Source organism: Microcoleus sp. S13_C3, from assembly GCF_036700905.1.
In the GTDB taxonomy this organism is placed as follows: domain Bacteria; phylum Cyanobacteriota; class Cyanobacteriia; order Cyanobacteriales; family Microcoleaceae; genus Microcoleus.
This window is the reverse complement of record NZ_JAUBPT010000004.1, coordinates 16,739-32,097: the sequence shown is the minus strand read 5'-3', so window position 1 is coordinate 32,097 and position 15,359 is coordinate 16,739. Positions and strand designations below refer to the sequence as shown.

Here is a 15,359-nt window from a genome sequence, read left to right as displayed (position 1 = left end):
TGGAACAGGCCGGAAAGCCTGTTCATAAAAATGGTACTTGTGTGGAACAGGCCGGAAAGCCTGTTCATAAAAATGGTACTTGTGTGGAACAGGCCGGAAAGCCTGTTCATAAAAATGGTGCAAGATATTATTTGTCGCGATCCTCTCTAATTAAAGCGGTACTATCTAGTATCATCCCCATATTCGCCGGACGAGACTCGCGACGGTGGCTGATTTCTGCCAAGATTTCTGTTACAGAGTTTTTATTTTTTCCTGAGAGGGCTTTTGTCTCTGTTGACAACTCGGCTTCTAAAATGGCGATCGCAAACGCGGTAATCGAGAGGTTTTGAGCCGCGGCTAACTCTTGCAGCCTCGTATACAATTCCTCTGGTATATTTTCTATTTGTAGGGTAGCCATCTGTTAAACTCCTAGCATAGTTTTGCTAAATATTAGCATAGGGAGGCGGGTTTAGGAGGTATATTGAGATTTACTGTTGGGTGGGGGCGGGTTTACGAGATTGTTCGTTACAGGCGAGTATTGTTGGTGAACCCGCCCCTACAAATTCCTGATTCACGATTCCCGATTCCCGATTCCCCATGCCCGATTCCCACTTAGTAATTATTAGGCAAAGACTGCCAAAAAGGCCGCTCTTCTGGCTTCCTCACAGTATTCGTCGCCGACTGCACGTTTCCTTTTAATTCTTGATAATACCTGTCATCCAGAAAACTAACGCTGACGCCAGCAGGAAGCAGCAGTTGGCGCAATCTTTCTTGAGTGTAATCTACACCGTCAATCATTGGCCCGCGCGGATTTGAAACTAACAACTTGCCGTTAACTGGCACCGAATTGACCATATTTGGCCACCAAGCATAACCGCTGTAGCCAAACATCACCGGAACTTGAATAATTTGGTCGTCTCCGAGTAAAAACTCTCTTTTCAACTTCTCTATAATCGGATTAAGTTTCTGATTTTGCAAATAGAGATTGTGTTGAATTAAAGCACGGTTTTTCAAAGCGGCGCTGACAGTTGTTTGAGTGCTCAAACCACGATTGATCGCCACATCGCCGTAACCTCTTCCCTCCAATTCTTCCAACAGCTTAACTCCGGCTTCGGGACTGGCGATGGCCATTACATATTGTCCGGGAGTTTGAGTGGGAATAAAATTGATAATTTCATCAACTTGGCGAGTCAAAAGCCAAGAAGTATCAATATCCACTGGCGACCCTTGAATTCTCTGAGCTTGAATAAAATCAAGTACCTCTGGATTAAAACTAGCATTTCCCGAATTCCCGTAATAAACTCGACCCATTGGGTGTCCGGGAATCGGCGGTGTCACCTGCAAATTGCCGTATCCGTCAGACCACTGACTTACAGGGTCTAAAGAACGAGGATTGCCAATTTTAACTACTTTCCAATCCCGGTTTTGAGTTGATTTAACAGGCGGGTTTTTCTCTCGATCGCTATTGCTTTTTAGGGCTACATTAAACTGGCGTATTTCGGATTGTTCGGGGAGTTGAACGTAGCCGTTTTTCTGGGTATCTTGCATCCAAGTGCGATCGCCCTGGATAATTTTTACTTTGGCGCCCGTGGGTTCTACTGCTTGTTTTAGTTGCGAGATAAATTCGCTGTTTACCGCGCCTCTGTCGCTGACCTGAACTTCGGTTACTGGCGCTGTATTGGGCGGTATCATCCAAGGACTAACGCCCATTTGGATTGTTGTGGAGGCGATTTCTTGACCGTTGTTTTGGGCAGTTGCTTTAAGATTAACAGTACCGTTCCAGTTGCGATCGGCAAATTGTTTTGCTTCCACACCTAAAACAATATTCGTGCTGAAAACTAGAGGTTTAGCACCGGATATATCTACAGGTTGCCAGCCGTCGCCCGTCTTTTGGAAAACGCTGATGTGAGGGCTGGCAATGCTATCAGCCGTGATAAATAACTGAGAGGTTTTGAAGCTTTCAGACAGTGTTAAGTTAACTTGAGAAAGCATTGCTGCACGGCGGGGAGCGCTAACTTTGGTTTGTTTCCAAGTCGGTATCTTGCCGCGATCGTTATTGCGATCGTTAAATAAAATTAGCGCGCCCTTGGACAAAGACCATTGTTCTTTTCCGGCTTCGTCTTGCTCGTTAATTTGGCCATCTCTGTTAGTATCTCCCGCAAAGAAAAAGTTCGACGGGGACGCAGCCGACGTAACTGGGGCGGGAGTTGGTGTTGCAGTTGATTCAGGAGTTGGTTGAGGAGTTGCTTGCTGATTTCTCTCTAATTCTTGCCTTTCAAGTTCTTGTCTGGCTAATTCTTGTCTGGCTAACTCTTGCCTTTCAAGTTCTTGTCTAGCTAATTCTTGTCTAGCTAATTCTTGCCTTTCAAGTTCTTGTCTAGCTAATTCTTGTCTAGCTAATTCTTGCCTTTCAAGTTCTTTACGGGCTAATTCTTGCCTTTCAAATTCTTGCCTTTCAAGTTCTTTACGGGCTAATTCTTGCTTTTCAAACTCTTGCCTTTCAAGTTCTTTACGGGCTAATTCTTGCCTTTCAAGTTCTTTACGGGCTAATTCTTGCTTTTCAAACTCTTGCCTTTCAAGTTCTTTTCTAGCCCGGTCTTTTTTCTCTTGCTCTTTTCTCTCTATTTCTCGACGAGCAAATTCTTTTTTCTCTTGCTCTTTGCGGGCTCGCTCTCTTATCTCTTCTTCCTCGGCTCTAATTTTCTCAACTGAACGTGCAACTTGCATTTCATAGGTAGCGACACTGAGGTTTCCTTGATATTCGATGGTTTTGTCGATCGCCCCTTCAGCCAAAAAAGAATCGTGAGGAATGAGTCGCAGCGTATTGATAGCCAACTGCCACAGCCGCTGGGACTCTTCCCAAGTAGCAGAAGAAGGATTAGAAGTGCGTCCAATTAAGACTGCTTGGGCGGCTAATTTAGCAGCATCGTCCCAATTATATTTGGCTCTTTCTTCTATTTGAATCTGACTTTGAACGTTTTGGAGTTGCTGCGTCAGAGTTTGGGATTGCTGGCGGTTGATTGCTGATTTCCAAAGTTCTGCAGGAAACGGGGCGCTGTCGGGAGTTTTGGCAAGGTTATCTAATTGTACTTTCAGGCGATCGCGCAATTTGTAGAGTTCGGAAAGCGATTGCGGAGTTTCGCCGTCTGACTGTCGCCCAGAGAGTGCGAGTTGGTAGTTTAGGGAAGGTTGAGCCAGTGTGGTGGGGACTGCTACCCAGATAATCCCGACGACGACACCGAAAGCATTGATAATGGCGATCGCAATATATTTAACCAAGCGCATATAGTTTATCCTCAGACACCCAAATGATTTTACCTAATATTGGGATAAATGGGAAATTTAATTATAGGGTTTTTGGATGGGGCTCAGAAACCGGGTTTTTTACGAAAATACTTTGTTGCTGTTGATAGATTCGATAAAAACCCCTGGTGGTTGAGCGAAGTCGGAACCCGGTTTCTTTGTCGGAGTCCATAAGATTTGATAATATTTAAATTATTATATAGTATTCATCACGATCGCATTAACTCTCATTACAATCAAGACAACCTAAAGGAGGTAATAGTATGTTGACAAGCGATCTCAATGCTCTACTTGACCAACAAGCACTCCAACGCCAAGATTCCGAATGCCGCTATATTACCGATCGCGTCAACTGGGAACAATATGAAACCTTACTCACCAGAAGTGGGGATACTTCTGCATATCGAGTCACGTATTTAGATGGAGTCTTAGAAATTATGTCACCTTCCCGCCGCCATGAAAACAGAAAAACTCGCATTGGAGACCTTTTAGTCATTTACTTTTTAGAAGCAGATATCAACTATTTTCCCTTTGGTTCTACAACCCTACGGCAACAGGAAAAAAGAGGCGGGACGGAACCTGATGAAGCTTACTGCATTGGTACAGACAAAGAATTTCCCGATTTAGCAATTGAGGTTGTTGTTACCAGTGGTGGCCTGAATAAATTGGAAGTTTACAGACGGTTAAATGTTAAAGAAGTTTGGTTTTGGCAAAATGAAAATTTTAGCCTCTACTACCTGCGAGAAGAAATTCCAGTTCAATTTGTCCAAACCTGCGGTTATGAGCAAATCAGTCGCAGTGAAATCCTGCCTAATTTAGATATAGAATTGTTGGCAGAATATGTTCGATATCCTAATTCCCTCGCAGCAGTTAAAGAATTTCGACAACGACTGATTGGATGAGTTGAGTGTTGTAAGTGTAAATGGGTTGATTTCCGATCATCGCACACCAGGTCAGAAACCGGGTTTTTTACGAAAAGACGCGTTGCTGTTCATAGATTCGATAAAAACCCGGTTTCTTTGTCGGAGTCAATAAGTTTTGTTATGGCAAAATTTTATATCGTTGGCTTTTTCACCTGGAAGGACGGTTAACTCGAATCAATTTACCGCTCAATGTTTCCTCAGCAGAAATAGCGTCATTAATTCGAGTCGCCTGTCTTTCCCACTTGCTATCTTGAGTACAAATAATAATACCAGCATGGTCGGGTTGTGAGCGATGCAGTCGAATAAAATCATTTCGATTGAGAGTCAAAACTGCTCGCTCATTACTCACTGCAAAAGCCAATACATCCTCATCAGGAATTCCTAATCCTGCGTTTCCGGCTTCTTGAACTGTTAATACATCGTGACCTAAAGGTCGAAGAAACTCAACTACTGGCAACGGATACTGTTCGTCTGCATAAAGTCGCGCCATGTTTTAGGCTTCCTCATTTTCTTTAATTGCTTGTTCAATTTCTTCTGGGTAAGCATCAGCATAAGCCCAAGCATTGACTAAATCAGCCGCAGTCAAATGGGGATAGCACTTAAAAAGTTCAGCATCGCTGCATCCGAGACGGCGATAACCTACAAGTACCCAAACTTGTATGCGAGTATTGCCAACGCAGGCATCGCCGCCACACACGCCTGGAGTTTTTTTAATGCCTATAGCACCAGTGCTTAAGGTTTGAAGTAAAATTTCTATAGCCGCTGCTTTTTCGGCTGAATTTAAGGATGCTAGATCGATTTTTAATTCGGTGAGTGTCATTATTTACTATCCCATTTTTACAGATAGAATATCCTAGCTAAATTATAACGGAATAGGGCTTAGCATGGGCCCAGAAACAGGGTTTTTTACGAAAAGATGCGTTACTGTCCATAGATCAATACGGTTCAGATAAGACCGATCCCCCCTAGCCCCCCTTAAAAAGGGGGGAACAAGAAGTTGCTCAAAGTCAACCCCTACTCCCCTTCTTAAGGGGGATTTAGGGGGATCTCTAGGGAATTAACAGTGTTAACTGAACCGTATTGATCCACAGATTAGGTAAAAACCCGGTTTCTTTGTCGGAGTGCATAAGTCCTGAATCTTACTCTATGGGAAAACCAGGAATCAGTAGATCGATTTCTACCATCAGTTGCATGGTTTCTTTGAGCGCAACCACCACCTTTTGATAGTGCAATACATCATCAAAAGATAAGGTGCGTTTGGCTTTCTTACGGTCTTTGAGCCATTTGTCCAACACCTGATAACCGCCAATTTTAAACTCCCAAACTTCGGGGGCGATACCTTCAAAATAGCGGGTTTTGTTGATATAAACTCGTTGTTCTGCGGGTTTATAGGTAACTTCGGTAACGGCATTGTCACCATCGCCATTCATTTTAGTAATCAGCTTATTCAGCTTTTTCGATTTCATCAGGTGCAAGTCTACCAATGCCTGACCTTTTGCACCCAAGTCTTTAAATAGCTGATCGTTACTTGTTAACGGCACACGGGGAAAATCGATTTTGAGAAACTCGGCGTAGCGTTGGCGATAGGTAGGGCTATGGAAGATGGCGTAGATGTAGTAAAATATCGCTTCTGGTGTGGGAATGTAGCCAAGTTTTTCTCGAATTGCGCTCAGGAACTCTGATGAGAAGTTAGGAGATTTTTCAACGAATAAACTACCTTGATTATTTTGAGTATCAGGATAAATATATAAAGGAGCAAGATAAGCATTATCCGCAGAAGATAAAACAGTTTTGTCTACCAAGCCTTGAGCTACTATAAAATTAGAAACTACTTGCTCACGGCTATTACGCATAAAACATATAGCAAGATTGTCACCAGCTAACATATGGCTCATCACCTCTGGGCGCGGTCTACAAATTAAGCCACGAGAGGTGCCAGTATAGTATGTGAATCGGGTATCAAAGGGACGATAGAAGATTGGATATATTCTTGATATATCTAATTGAGATGATCGCACGTCTTTTTGGGCAAAAATAACTTTCCACTCACTAGAGTCTTCTCCTAAGTCATATTTTATTCTTGCTTCCTCTTCTTCTAAAGCAATAAAAATTTTTAAGGTTTTCTCAACATTGTCTCTTTCCCAATGTATTGCAAACTCATCTCTTGCAGAGTACAAGCCTACAGAGTTTACAGGCATTACCTTGTTAATTTTCCATGCACTTTCGTACTCTGCAACTGAATCAGCATTCATTGGTACAAAGCGGTATTCTGGCGATCGGGGTTTAATCTCTTCCCAACTGACTGTTTCGATGCTATTACTTGATAGCCAATAGTATTTGCCGCCCGAGAGATTTGGTACGCCTTTAGCTTTTTCAAACATTTCACGGACACCCCATAAATCTGCGTGATGAACATCTGCTAATCCTTTGTTATTCGGGGATGAATATTTCACAAAAATTCCAATTGCTACGCCTGATTGAATATCAAAGACGTTTTCATCTTTTGAACCATCAGGACTAATTTCGTAGGGCTTGGAGCTTCCGTGTAAATCAAGGATGTAAATGTCATCAAAGGTTTGCATTAAGTTTTGACGCATTCCACGAAAAGTAGAATTTTTGAGATACCCATGATTAGTAATAAAAGCTAATATACCGTAGCCAGTTGTTTCAATTCGCCACTGAGCAAACCGTAGGAATTTTACATAGTCATCTTGTAATCCTTTTGGATTTTTTTCTCCTAAATCTTTACCGTCTACTTTATAGTAGTCTCGTACTAAACCGCTTATCCATTCTCCTGTGTTTGACGACTCGTAAGAGTAAGGCGGATTGCCTAATACAACCATCACAGGTGTATCTCGCTTCACCGTCGAAGCTTCGTTTGCTTCTTGTGCGACAAACTGACCAAACAAAATCTCTGACTTTTTCAGTGCTTCATCCAGCGTATTCGTGAGGTAAATGCCTAATCGTTGTTTGCCCTTAAATTTGTAACCAAGTTCTTGAAGTTCTAGCCCTAGCTTCAGGTGAGCAATGGCATAGGGAGCCATCAATAACTCAAATCCAAACAATCGATTCAGCAAATTATCTCGCACATAGCTATCCCACTGATTCGCCATACCAATTTCTTCTAGATTGCGGTAAATTTGCTTCACCACCTCATACAAAAACGTACCCGTACCCGTTGCAGGATCGAGAATTTGCACTTTCGGCTTTTGTGTTATTGGATCTTTGGCATTATCAGCTAATCCCAATGGCAAATCGAAGCGGTCTTTGAGAATAGCATCAACCGATCGCACAATAAACGACACCACAGGTTCCGGTGTGTAATAAACGCCTCGACTTTTTCGCAAAGCCGCATTATACGCCGCCAAAAACGTTTCATAAAAATGCACCACCGGGTCTTCTTGACGAGTGCGCTGCCCAAAGTTTTCGAGAATGCTGCCCATATCAACCTGAGACAGCAATTGCACCAAATCGTCGATCGCCCAATCGATCTGACTGACTGCATCCGTTTCGACGATCGTATTAAACAATCGCTTCAAAAATGGGTTTGTTGCCGGAATATACGTGCCCGCCGTGCGCCGAGTAAACGGTTCACACCCTGGATTTTGAGCATGACCAACTCTTGCCGCAAATAACCCATAAGAAATCGTCTGAGCATACATATCAGCAAAGTCAGCATCATTCAAATCGGGCAACAACACCTCACTAAAGCCCTGTTTCAGTTGATGCAATTCGCCGTCTTTCCTTTCTCCCTCCAGCGCAGTTGTTGTTGCTAACCGGATTGCCTTCGTCAACATCGCCATCTGTCGCGCCAGGTCTTCAGGACTGCTGATAATCTCGCCTGTATAGTTGATAAACTGATCCAGCAGAGCCGCAATCTTTTCTGTAGCCCTTACTTGCAGCTTATTCTCACTACGATCTGCTAAAATTTCCTTCTGCCTGCGCTTCCCATTCACATACCAACGAAACTCTAAATAATTGGTCAATACTAGATTCGGAAACGCTTCTATATACCGCTGCAATTGCTCCGATTTTTCTATCTGATCCAGGTCTAGCCCAACGTCTTTGGCTTCTACATAACCCACCAGTAGTTCCCGCCGCCTTACGGTAAAGTCTGGAATCCCTGCCTTGTTGCCTTTTTCTTCAATGACGGCATCAATCCCCTTGTCTGAGTCATCCAGCAAATCTTTCAGCGCTGAATAATGGCTGCGCTCGCTACCTTTTTGCAGGTTATTTTGAATCGACTTGAGGTAAGCATCAAAAGATATAGACGGCATTGAATCAGTTTCCTGGTTTAGTTTGGAAATGTTTCCTGAATTCGTTTAATGCTATTATAGTAGATAGAATAGTCCTGGAGATACGGGCCCAGAAACCGGGTTTTTTAGGAAAATACTTCGTGGCTACCGACAGATTAGGTAAAAACCCGGTTTCTTTGTCGGAGTCAGTAAGCCCTATATGGATTTATTCTCTTTTTCGCTGACCGAAAGGTAAAAATCATGAAATTTCGCTGTTATTTCTTAATTTTTATCCTTATGGGATTATCCTTAACAAGCTGCGAACAGGCGAAGTCATTTCAAGAAATAGATCGAAAATTTAAAAATAGTAATGCGATTGAACAACACAATTTTAACTTGCAAGCGGGCGATCGAACGGTAGATCGAACTAACAAAATCCAAGCAAGTCCGAAGAGTGGGAAGTTCGAGAGAACTACCAACTCACCGGAAGAAAGTGCGATCGTATTAGGAAGTTTCGGGTTTTGTTTGATGTGTTATTTATTAGTTTGGAAGTTTCGCGGGAGGGAAGAAGCTAACAAGATGCTGAGAAGAATCAGAAGAAGAGTGAAGTGAGGATAGATACTTGCTAAACCTCATTTTTTCTTAGTGCGGTTGCGTTTTTTCGATTCAGCCGCCGTATTTTTTGCTTTTTTTTGTTTTTCTTTACTTGCTTTAGATTCATTGACAGCACTACCACTTATCGGTTGGCTGGAAAATCCCGATGTATCGGAGTTTTTAGCTGCAAGTAGAGGAGCAATGCTAGCATTATATATCTCCTGAAATTGTGTTAGACCTTCCCCCGTACTCATATCAAACCCTGCTTGATGACCGAGCGTTACAAAGGATTTGGCAAATCCAAATTTAGAGGAATCTTCCATAATCTCCTTAAATTCCGGCTCGATATCCCGCAGGTATTTGATAATTGAAGTGGCATTTCGCAGTTTAAATTCTCGCTTCAAAAATTGCCAGAACGCCAATAATTCCGGGATAGCATTTTCACCTTCTTCCGGCGAAAGCAAACTCACTTTCCTGGGAAACAACTCTTCGACTACAGTTGCCACATCTTCCACTTTCATGCGAGGCAGCGTAAAACCTTCATAGCCGAAACCGTAATAAATGAACTGCGAGATCCAAAATCCCACGTCTGGATAAGTTTTACAGTATTCTTCTCCTTCGGGAGAATTGACAAATAGCTCGATTAGCGTTTCCTGATAATCTTCCAGGAGTGGTTCTGCTTCGTCATAATCTAGGTCATTTAGTTGGCGGATGTTAAAAGGTTGATCTGACATAGTTGAAAATTTTTTAATTGAATTGACTTTAGCTCTAAGGTTAGTACAATTTTTGCACTTCTATTAATTCTTTAGGATTTCATTATATTTAAAAAATCTCCGATCGCAGGTATATTTGACTAGCACCGATCGCCCGTGACTATTTAAACCAAGCTAGCATTGTATAGGGCGATCGCCCGTCTCCACCGAACAGCGAAAGATGTGATATAATCTCAAGTAAAACTATAATTGTCTGAGCTTGGCAGTCCGCCACTTCAAATTATGAAGTCAACACAACAGTTTACAGCAATTATTGAACGAAAAGGCGACGGATATGTATCCCTTTGCCCAGAAATTGATATTGCCAGCCAAGGTGACAATATATAGCAAGTCTATTTGAGTCGTGAATGTAGAACAACCTGAAACGGTTGTGATGATTGAATCCATTGTTTACAAATCAAATGGTTTTGCTATAGAAGAAGCGCGACAGAATCTCATCGAGGCGTTGGAACTATTTTTTGGGACAGCAGATCCTTCTGAAGTCAAAAATCGACTGCATAGCGATCGCCCTTAACTACAACTTACGAAATATTTTCATAATAACGTTGAATCTTATCTGCAAAAACCGGAACTTCTTCCCTCAACCTGACAAGTAATTCATCAACTGTCAGGGGTGGATTTTTCAAATCCTCAACTTGTTGGCTGACTACATTAGCCATCAAATCCGGTGCAACCTCATAAAGACGATTCAGAAAAACATCGGGGTGCATAGCCGTAATTCCCCAAGGGTTTAAAGACTCTCGTGGAAAATCTCTCAGGTTGGATGTAACAATAACTTCAGCTTTAGCAACTACCGCAGCCGCAGCGACATGACGATCGCCTGGATCGTTAGTCATCTGTTGAATCAAATTCTCTGGAACTTCAACCATTGCATTAGGAAAAGCTTCTTTAAGTGCAGCCTCAAAACGCGCCGCCCTCTCACTTTTCATCCTTCCAGTATTAACAAGATTGCGAGTTGCACCGTCTAAAATTTCTTGCGACCAATATAAATCATACAACCCAATCTCCGCAGCACGGAAGAGCGTATCACGCAAGTGCATAGGAAATATCACGCAGGAATCCAAAACTACAGGATAAGGAATCAACCTGCTAGCTGTATACTCTAGTCTCATGCAATTCCTCTTCTTGGCTAAACTCAGCTAATTCCTTGAGAATTTCACGGCGCTTAACACTACGCTGCTGTTTATAGGCGATCGCACTTGCCAAACTTATCCGCCGCTGGTTTCCTACTTTTCCATAGGCAATTTCCCCATCATCGAGTAATTTGACCACAAATTCTGGCGACACATTGAGCAAAGTCGCAGCTTCTTCAACAGTCATATCTTGCTCAATTGGCACTAAAGACACTGCTTTACCAGCCGCCATTAAATGTGCAGCTTGACACAACAATTGATAGAGCGATTCAGGAAGTGCGATCGATTCCCCATCAACTTCCAAAAGTTTTACTTTTAATGTCTTAGTATCACCATTTTCTGTCTTGAGACCTAGCATTTTATCCAACAATTTGATAGCTATTGTTTCTTCTTCTGTCGGTAAAACCGGATCTAGGAGTATTTTTTGCCTGTTCATGGAAATGTTTCCTGAATTGGTTTAATGCTATTATAGTATATTGAATTTATTAATGACCGTTAATGCCTGACTTAGAAAAAGGTCTAGCCGCTTTTAATAACGAAGATTATACCGAAGCCTTTACCTTGTTAAAACCATTAGCAGAACAAGGGAATCCTGAAGCGCAGTGCATCATTGCCAGTATGTACCATTTAGGATTAGGTCGAGAAAGGATAATATTAGAAGCAATTAAATGGTACATCAAATCCGCCGAGCAAGGCTATGGTGTTGCCTCAAACAACTTAGCAGGAATTTATCTGTGCGGTGCTGATGGTGTAGCAGCCGATCGCACCTCAGCAGAAAAATGGTTTCAAAAAGCCAGAGAACAAGGATTTTCACATACACCCATCTCCAGTGAATATGTGAACCAATATATATCCTGAATATCGGTGCAGCATTTGTATCATCTTATAAGATTCGGCGATTGAAATCGCTGCTACACAAACGAAGTCGGCCTCCGCCGACTGAAGAATATTGATACCAAATCAGACTTAAATATCCGCTTATTTTCTTAGTCCGCGAAGGCGGACTTTGTTTGTGTAGACGCGGTTTCAACCGCCGAGTTTCTCAAAACACACCCAAAACAAAAACCCGGTTTCTTGGAGAAACCAGGTTTTTATTGAGTCCTAAAAAATCCTACAACTGCTTCACCTCAGAAACCAATTTGGCAACCACATCCTTAGCGCTACCAAACAACATCATCGTCTTATCCTTGTAGAACAACTCATTATCTACACCCGAAAAACCAGCACTCATCCCGCGCTTAATTACGATCGTATGCTTAGCCTTATCAACCTCCAAAATCGGCATCCCATAAATCGGGCTCGCCGTATCGTGACGCGCCGCCGGATTCACCACATCATTCGCACCAATCACCAACGCCACATCCGTTTCTTCAAACTGCGGATTGATATCGTCCATATCGTACAACTGCGGATAAGGCACGTTTGCTTCCGCCAACAGCACATTCATGTGCCCCGGCATCCGCCCAGCCACCGGGTGAATCGCGTATTTCACGTCAACACCCATTTTTTCCAAACCGTCGGCTAACTCGCGCACGGCGTGCTGTGCTTGCGCTACAGCCATCCCGTAACCCGGAATAATTACAACCGATCGCGCATAACCCAACATCATCGCACTTTCTTCGAGATTGATGCTGCGAACAGTTTTGTCGATCGCATCACCAGCAGCCCCAGCAGCACCCGCAGCACTACCGCCACCGCTACCAAACGCGCTAAACAGCACACTACCAAGCGATCGATTCATCGCCTTGCACATGATTTGCGTCAAAATAATCCCCGACGCGCCCACCAATGCACCAGCGATAATCAGCATATTGTTCATCAAAATGAACCCAGCCACACTCGCCGCAATCCCCGAATAAGAGTTAAGCAGCGACACCACCACCGGCATATCACCGCCCCCAATCGGGAGCACAAACATGATTCCCAGAATATTGGAAATCGCCACCAAACCCAGGAATACCGGCACATCCTCCGGATTAAACAGCATATAACCGCTGCCGGCTAAAAGTGCGATCGCCAGCATGGCATTAAACGGCTGTTGCAGCGGAAACGTCATTGGCGCACCCGGTAGCAATTCTTGCAGTTTCGCAAACGCCACAAGGCTACCAGTGAAAGTAATTCCGCCAATGAGCACACCCAAAAGGATCGTGATTGTCGCGTCTGGAGTTGGCGATTGCGGGATGCTGAGATAGCGCCAGAATTCGCCCACAGCAACGAGTGCAGAAGCCGCGCCCCCGAAACCGTTAAGCAAACCCACCATCTGCGGCATATCCGTCATCGCCACGGTATTCGCCATAATTGTTCCCAAAATGGAACCGACGATAATTCCGACAGCAATCAATTCGTAGCTGACTACTTGCTTTTCCAGCAACGTACCGACGATCGCAATTAACATCCCGATCGCAGCTAACACATTCCCTTGACGCGCGGTTGCAGGGGAACCCAACTGTTTCAAACCGATAATAAACAAAGATGCGGCAACTAAATAACCTAGTTGAATGCCACTGGGCAGAAAATCGCTCACGCTTTAACCTCTTTTTTCTTGAACATTTGCAGCATGCGATCGGTTACTAAGAAACCGCCGACTACGTTAATTGTGGCCAGGGCGATCGCGATCGTCCCCAAAATCGAAGTAACAGTTACATTACCTTGGCCAGAAATCAGAATTGCACCTAAAACCGCAATTCCCGAAATCGCATTCGATCCCGACATCAAAGGTGTGTGCAGCGTCGGCGGGACTTTATTAATTACTTCAAATCCCACAAACGACGCTAGAGTAAACACCACTAAACCTGCAATCAATCCTTCTGCCATAACAATTGGTAATTGGTAATTGGAAATAACTCGTTTCCGGTTGCGTCCGCCAGTCCGCCAGGGAATGAATTCCCTGACTCATAGCAAAAGTCCTCTTAAGAGGACTAATAAACATCTCCAATAATTCTTGTGGAACAGGCATCTTGCCTGTTCAAAAAAGCCTTTTTTGGAGATATTTAATCAGTTCTTCAGTCCTCTTCAGAGGACTTGAGCTTTGAGGCAGGGGTTTCAACCCTTGCCGGACTATCGGACTATCGGACTGCCGGACTATCGGACTGCCGGACTTTGCCTCATAACGACAGAATCTAACTGACGGCTGAAGCCTGAGCGGCCAAAGCATCGCGAACTCGCTGATTACTAATCTCACCGTCGCGGGCAACGCAAGCACCAGCAATGATATCGTCTTCAAAATTCAAATTGAGTTCCTTATCTTTCACCATCAACTGAAGTAAAGAGGAGATATTCTTCGAGTAAGTTTCGCTAGCGTGGACAGGCATCGACGAGGGCACATTAATCGGGCCGATGACATTAACGCCGTTCCATTCAACATCTTTCCCCGCTTCCGTGCATTCGCAATTGCCGCCTTGTTCGCCCGCGAGGTCAACAATTACCGATCCGGGCTTCATTTGAGAAACCATTTCTCTAGTAACTAAAATAGGTGCTTTTCTGCCGGGAACTTGAGCGGTTGTAATCACTGCATCGGAAGCGCTGACGTGTTGGGTGAGCACTTGGCGGGTGTATTCTTTAGCCGCTTCAGATAGTTCTTTAGCATAGCCTCCGGCGGCGACGGTTTCTTCCTTGAGTTCGACATCAAGGAATTTAGCGCCCAAACTTTGCACTTGTTCTTTTGTTTCCGGGCGGATGTCGAAGGCTTCGACTACCGCACCCAAACGGCGCGCCGTGGCGATCGCCTGCAAGCCCGCAACGCCCACACCCATTACCAATACTTTCGCGGGGCGAATTGTACCCGCCGCCGTTGTCAGCATCGGAAAATACTTTGGCAATGCTGCGGCTGCGATCAATACCGCTTTGTAACCGGCGACGTTACCCTGAGATGACAGCGCATCCATGCTTTGAGCGCGGCTGGTGCGCGGGATCATTTCCATGCTGAATGCCGTTACTTGGCGATCGGCTAAACGCTGCACTAAAGCTGGATCTCCCAGAGGATTCAAAAATCCGATGAAAACGCCTCCTTCCCGGAGTTGATGAACTTCTGATTCTTGCAGGGCCCCGATTTTCACGACGACATCGGCTTCGCCCCACAGCCTAGCGGTATCGGCGACAACCTGAGCTCCCGCTTCTTCGTAAGCAAGATCCGAGAAAAAGGATTGTGCGCCGGCACCGGCTTCAACCCAAACTTCGACGCCCTGTTTGACTAATCGGGCTACAGCGTCGGGTACTAAAGCCACCCGGCGTTCCCCTGCTGCTATTTCTTTTGCGATCGCTAATTTCATGAACTCTCCTTATTTAAGCCTTTCCAGGGCGGTTGAAGCCGCGCCTACACAGACAAAACCTGCCTCCGCAGGTTTCTTGAAGTGCGATTTTTAATCGCCCGATGCCTTGCTTTACATTGAAGCAGCCCTTGCCCTAAACTTCTCTCGTTGA

15 protein-coding genes are annotated in these 15,359 nt (G+C 44.2%); 4 read left to right on the top strand and 11 right to left on the bottom strand.

Going from position 1 to position 15,359, the window contains the following annotated elements; genetic code table 11:
• Window positions 1–127: 127 nt before the first annotated feature.
• Window positions 128–397, bottom strand: a complete 270-nt coding sequence (locus QUA16_RS02100; protein WP_333101717.1) for a FitA-like ribbon-helix-helix domain-containing protein — start codon at window positions 395–397, stop codon at window positions 128–130.
• Between the two features lie 194 nt (window positions 398–591).
• Window positions 592–3,264 carry a protein-arginine deiminase family protein gene (locus QUA16_RS02095; RefSeq protein WP_333101715.1) on the bottom strand — a complete coding sequence of 891 codons (2,673 nt, stop codon included), beginning with the start codon at window positions 3,262–3,264 and terminating at the stop codon, window positions 592–594.
• A 281-nt stretch (window positions 3,265–3,545) separates the two neighbouring features.
• On the opposite strand from QUA16_RS02095, the gene QUA16_RS02090 reads away from it, so the two are divergent.
• On the top strand, window positions 3,546–4,184 hold the full coding sequence (locus QUA16_RS02090; protein ID WP_333101713.1) for a Uma2 family endonuclease: 639 nt from the start codon (window positions 3,546–3,548) through the stop codon (window positions 4,182–4,184).
• A 169-nt stretch (window positions 4,185–4,353) separates the two neighbouring features.
• Here the strand turns inward: QUA16_RS02090 and QUA16_RS02085 are convergent, their stop codons facing one another.
• From QUA16_RS02085 to QUA16_RS02075, 3 genes are all read right to left on the bottom strand, one after another.
• Window positions 4,354–4,695, bottom strand: coding sequence for a DUF5615 family PIN-like protein (locus tag QUA16_RS02085; protein ID WP_333101712.1), 342 nt, complete (start codon window positions 4,693–4,695; stop codon window positions 4,354–4,356).
• A gap of 3 nt (window positions 4,696–4,698) precedes the next feature.
• Window positions 4,699–5,025, bottom strand: coding sequence for a DUF433 domain-containing protein (locus tag QUA16_RS02080; protein ID WP_333101711.1), 327 nt, complete (start codon window positions 5,023–5,025; stop codon window positions 4,699–4,701).
• Between the two features lie 319 nt (window positions 5,026–5,344).
• Complete coding sequence (locus QUA16_RS02075; RefSeq protein ID WP_333101710.1) at window positions 5,345–8,482, bottom strand: type ISP restriction/modification enzyme; 3,138 nt, start codon at window positions 8,480–8,482, stop codon at window positions 5,345–5,347.
• A gap of 219 nt (window positions 8,483–8,701) precedes the next feature.
• Here QUA16_RS02075 and QUA16_RS02070 point away from each other — a divergent pair, with 219 nt between their 5' ends.
• A complete protein-coding gene (locus QUA16_RS02070) occupies window positions 8,702–9,052 on the top strand; it encodes a hypothetical protein (RefSeq protein WP_333180992.1) in 351 nt (116 codons plus the stop codon).
• A gap of 20 nt (window positions 9,053–9,072) precedes the next feature.
• On the opposite strand, the gene QUA16_RS02065 is transcribed toward QUA16_RS02070, so the two are convergent.
• Window positions 9,073–9,768 carry a hypothetical protein gene (locus QUA16_RS02065; RefSeq protein WP_333101708.1) on the bottom strand — a complete coding sequence of 232 codons (696 nt, stop codon included), beginning with the start codon at window positions 9,766–9,768 and terminating at the stop codon, window positions 9,073–9,075.
• A gap of 382 nt (window positions 9,769–10,150) precedes the next feature.
• On the opposite strand from QUA16_RS02065, the gene QUA16_RS02060 reads away from it, so the two are divergent.
• Window positions 10,151–10,321 (top strand): hypothetical protein, encoded by a 171-nt coding sequence (locus tag QUA16_RS02060; RefSeq protein ID WP_333101707.1) that lies wholly within the window; start codon window positions 10,151–10,153, stop codon window positions 10,319–10,321.
• 7 nt (window positions 10,322–10,328) lie between these two features.
• On the opposite strand, the gene QUA16_RS02055 is transcribed toward QUA16_RS02060, so the two are convergent.
• Entirely contained in the window at window positions 10,329–10,919 is a 591-nt protein-coding gene (locus tag QUA16_RS02055; protein ID WP_333101705.1) for a PIN domain-containing protein, read from the bottom strand.
• Window positions 10,897–11,376, bottom strand: a complete 480-nt coding sequence (locus QUA16_RS02050) for a helix-turn-helix domain-containing protein (protein ID WP_333101704.1) — start codon at window positions 11,374–11,376, stop codon at window positions 10,897–10,899. Before QUA16_RS02050 ends, QUA16_RS02055 begins: the two co-directional genes overlap by 23 nt.
• Before the next feature lie 62 nt (window positions 11,377–11,438).
• Between QUA16_RS02050 and QUA16_RS02045 the strand changes: the two genes are divergently transcribed.
• Window positions 11,439–11,798, top strand: a complete 360-nt coding sequence (locus tag QUA16_RS02045) for a tetratricopeptide repeat protein (RefSeq protein WP_333101703.1) — start codon at window positions 11,439–11,441, stop codon at window positions 11,796–11,798.
• A 253-nt stretch (window positions 11,799–12,051) separates the two neighbouring features.
• Here the strand turns inward: QUA16_RS02045 and QUA16_RS02040 are convergent, their stop codons facing one another.
• The 3 genes from QUA16_RS02040 to QUA16_RS02030 form a co-directional block, all read right to left on the bottom strand.
• On the bottom strand, window positions 12,052–13,464 hold the full coding sequence (locus QUA16_RS02040; protein WP_333101702.1) for an NAD(P)(+) transhydrogenase (Re/Si-specific) subunit beta: 1,413 nt from the start codon (window positions 13,462–13,464) through the stop codon (window positions 12,052–12,054).
• The gene (locus tag QUA16_RS02035; protein ID WP_006633295.1) at window positions 13,461–13,754 is read right to left on the bottom strand and encodes an NAD(P) transhydrogenase subunit alpha; all 294 of its coding nucleotides are present in this window, start codon (window positions 13,752–13,754) and stop codon (window positions 13,461–13,463) included. Before QUA16_RS02035 ends, QUA16_RS02040 begins: the two co-directional genes overlap by 4 nt.
• Window positions 13,755–14,059: 305 nt before the next feature.
• The gene (locus QUA16_RS02030; protein ID WP_333101701.1) at window positions 14,060–15,208 is read right to left on the bottom strand and encodes a Re/Si-specific NAD(P)(+) transhydrogenase subunit alpha; all 1,149 of its coding nucleotides are present in this window, start codon (window positions 15,206–15,208) and stop codon (window positions 14,060–14,062) included.
• Window positions 15,209–15,359 lie beyond the last annotated feature (151 nt).

Excerpts from the sequence above, each read along its gene's own strand:
- QUA16_RS02090 (WP_333101713.1), top strand. The coding sequence starts at position 3,546 with ATGTTGACAAGCGATCTCAATGCTCTACTTGACCAACAAGCACTCCAA.
- QUA16_RS02050 (WP_333101704.1), bottom strand. The coding sequence starts at position 11,376 with ATGAACAGGCAAAAAATACTCCTAGATCCGGTTTTACCGACAGAAGAA.
- QUA16_RS02030 (WP_333101701.1), bottom strand. The coding sequence starts at position 15,208 with ATGAAATTAGCGATCGCAAAAGAAATAGCAGCAGGGGAACGCCGGGTG.
- QUA16_RS02080 (WP_333101711.1), bottom strand. The coding sequence starts at position 5,025 with ATGACACTCACCGAATTAAAAATCGATCTAGCATCCTTAAATTCAGCC.
- QUA16_RS02070 (WP_333180992.1), top strand. The coding sequence starts at position 8,702 with ATGAAATTTCGCTGTTATTTCTTAATTTTTATCCTTATGGGATTATCC.
- QUA16_RS02095 (WP_333101715.1), bottom strand. The coding sequence starts at position 3,264 with ATGCGCTTGGTTAAATATATTGCGATCGCCATTATCAATGCTTTCGGT.
- QUA16_RS02055 (WP_333101705.1), bottom strand. The coding sequence starts at position 10,919 with ATGAGACTAGAGTATACAGCTAGCAGGTTGATTCCTTATCCTGTAGTT.
- QUA16_RS02075 (WP_333101710.1), bottom strand. The coding sequence starts at position 8,482 with ATGCCGTCTATATCTTTTGATGCTTACCTCAAGTCGATTCAAAATAAC.
- QUA16_RS02035 (WP_006633295.1), bottom strand. The coding sequence starts at position 13,754 with ATGGCAGAAGGATTGATTGCAGGTTTAGTGGTGTTTACTCTAGCGTCG.
- QUA16_RS02065 (WP_333101708.1), bottom strand. The coding sequence starts at position 9,768 with ATGTCAGATCAACCTTTTAACATCCGCCAACTAAATGACCTAGATTAT.
- QUA16_RS02085 (WP_333101712.1), bottom strand. The coding sequence starts at position 4,695 with ATGGCGCGACTTTATGCAGACGAACAGTATCCGTTGCCAGTAGTTGAG.
- QUA16_RS02100 (WP_333101717.1), bottom strand. The coding sequence starts at position 397 with ATGGCTACCCTACAAATAGAAAATATACCAGAGGAATTGTATACGAGG.
- QUA16_RS02045 (WP_333101703.1), top strand. The coding sequence starts at position 11,439 with ATGCCTGACTTAGAAAAAGGTCTAGCCGCTTTTAATAACGAAGATTAT.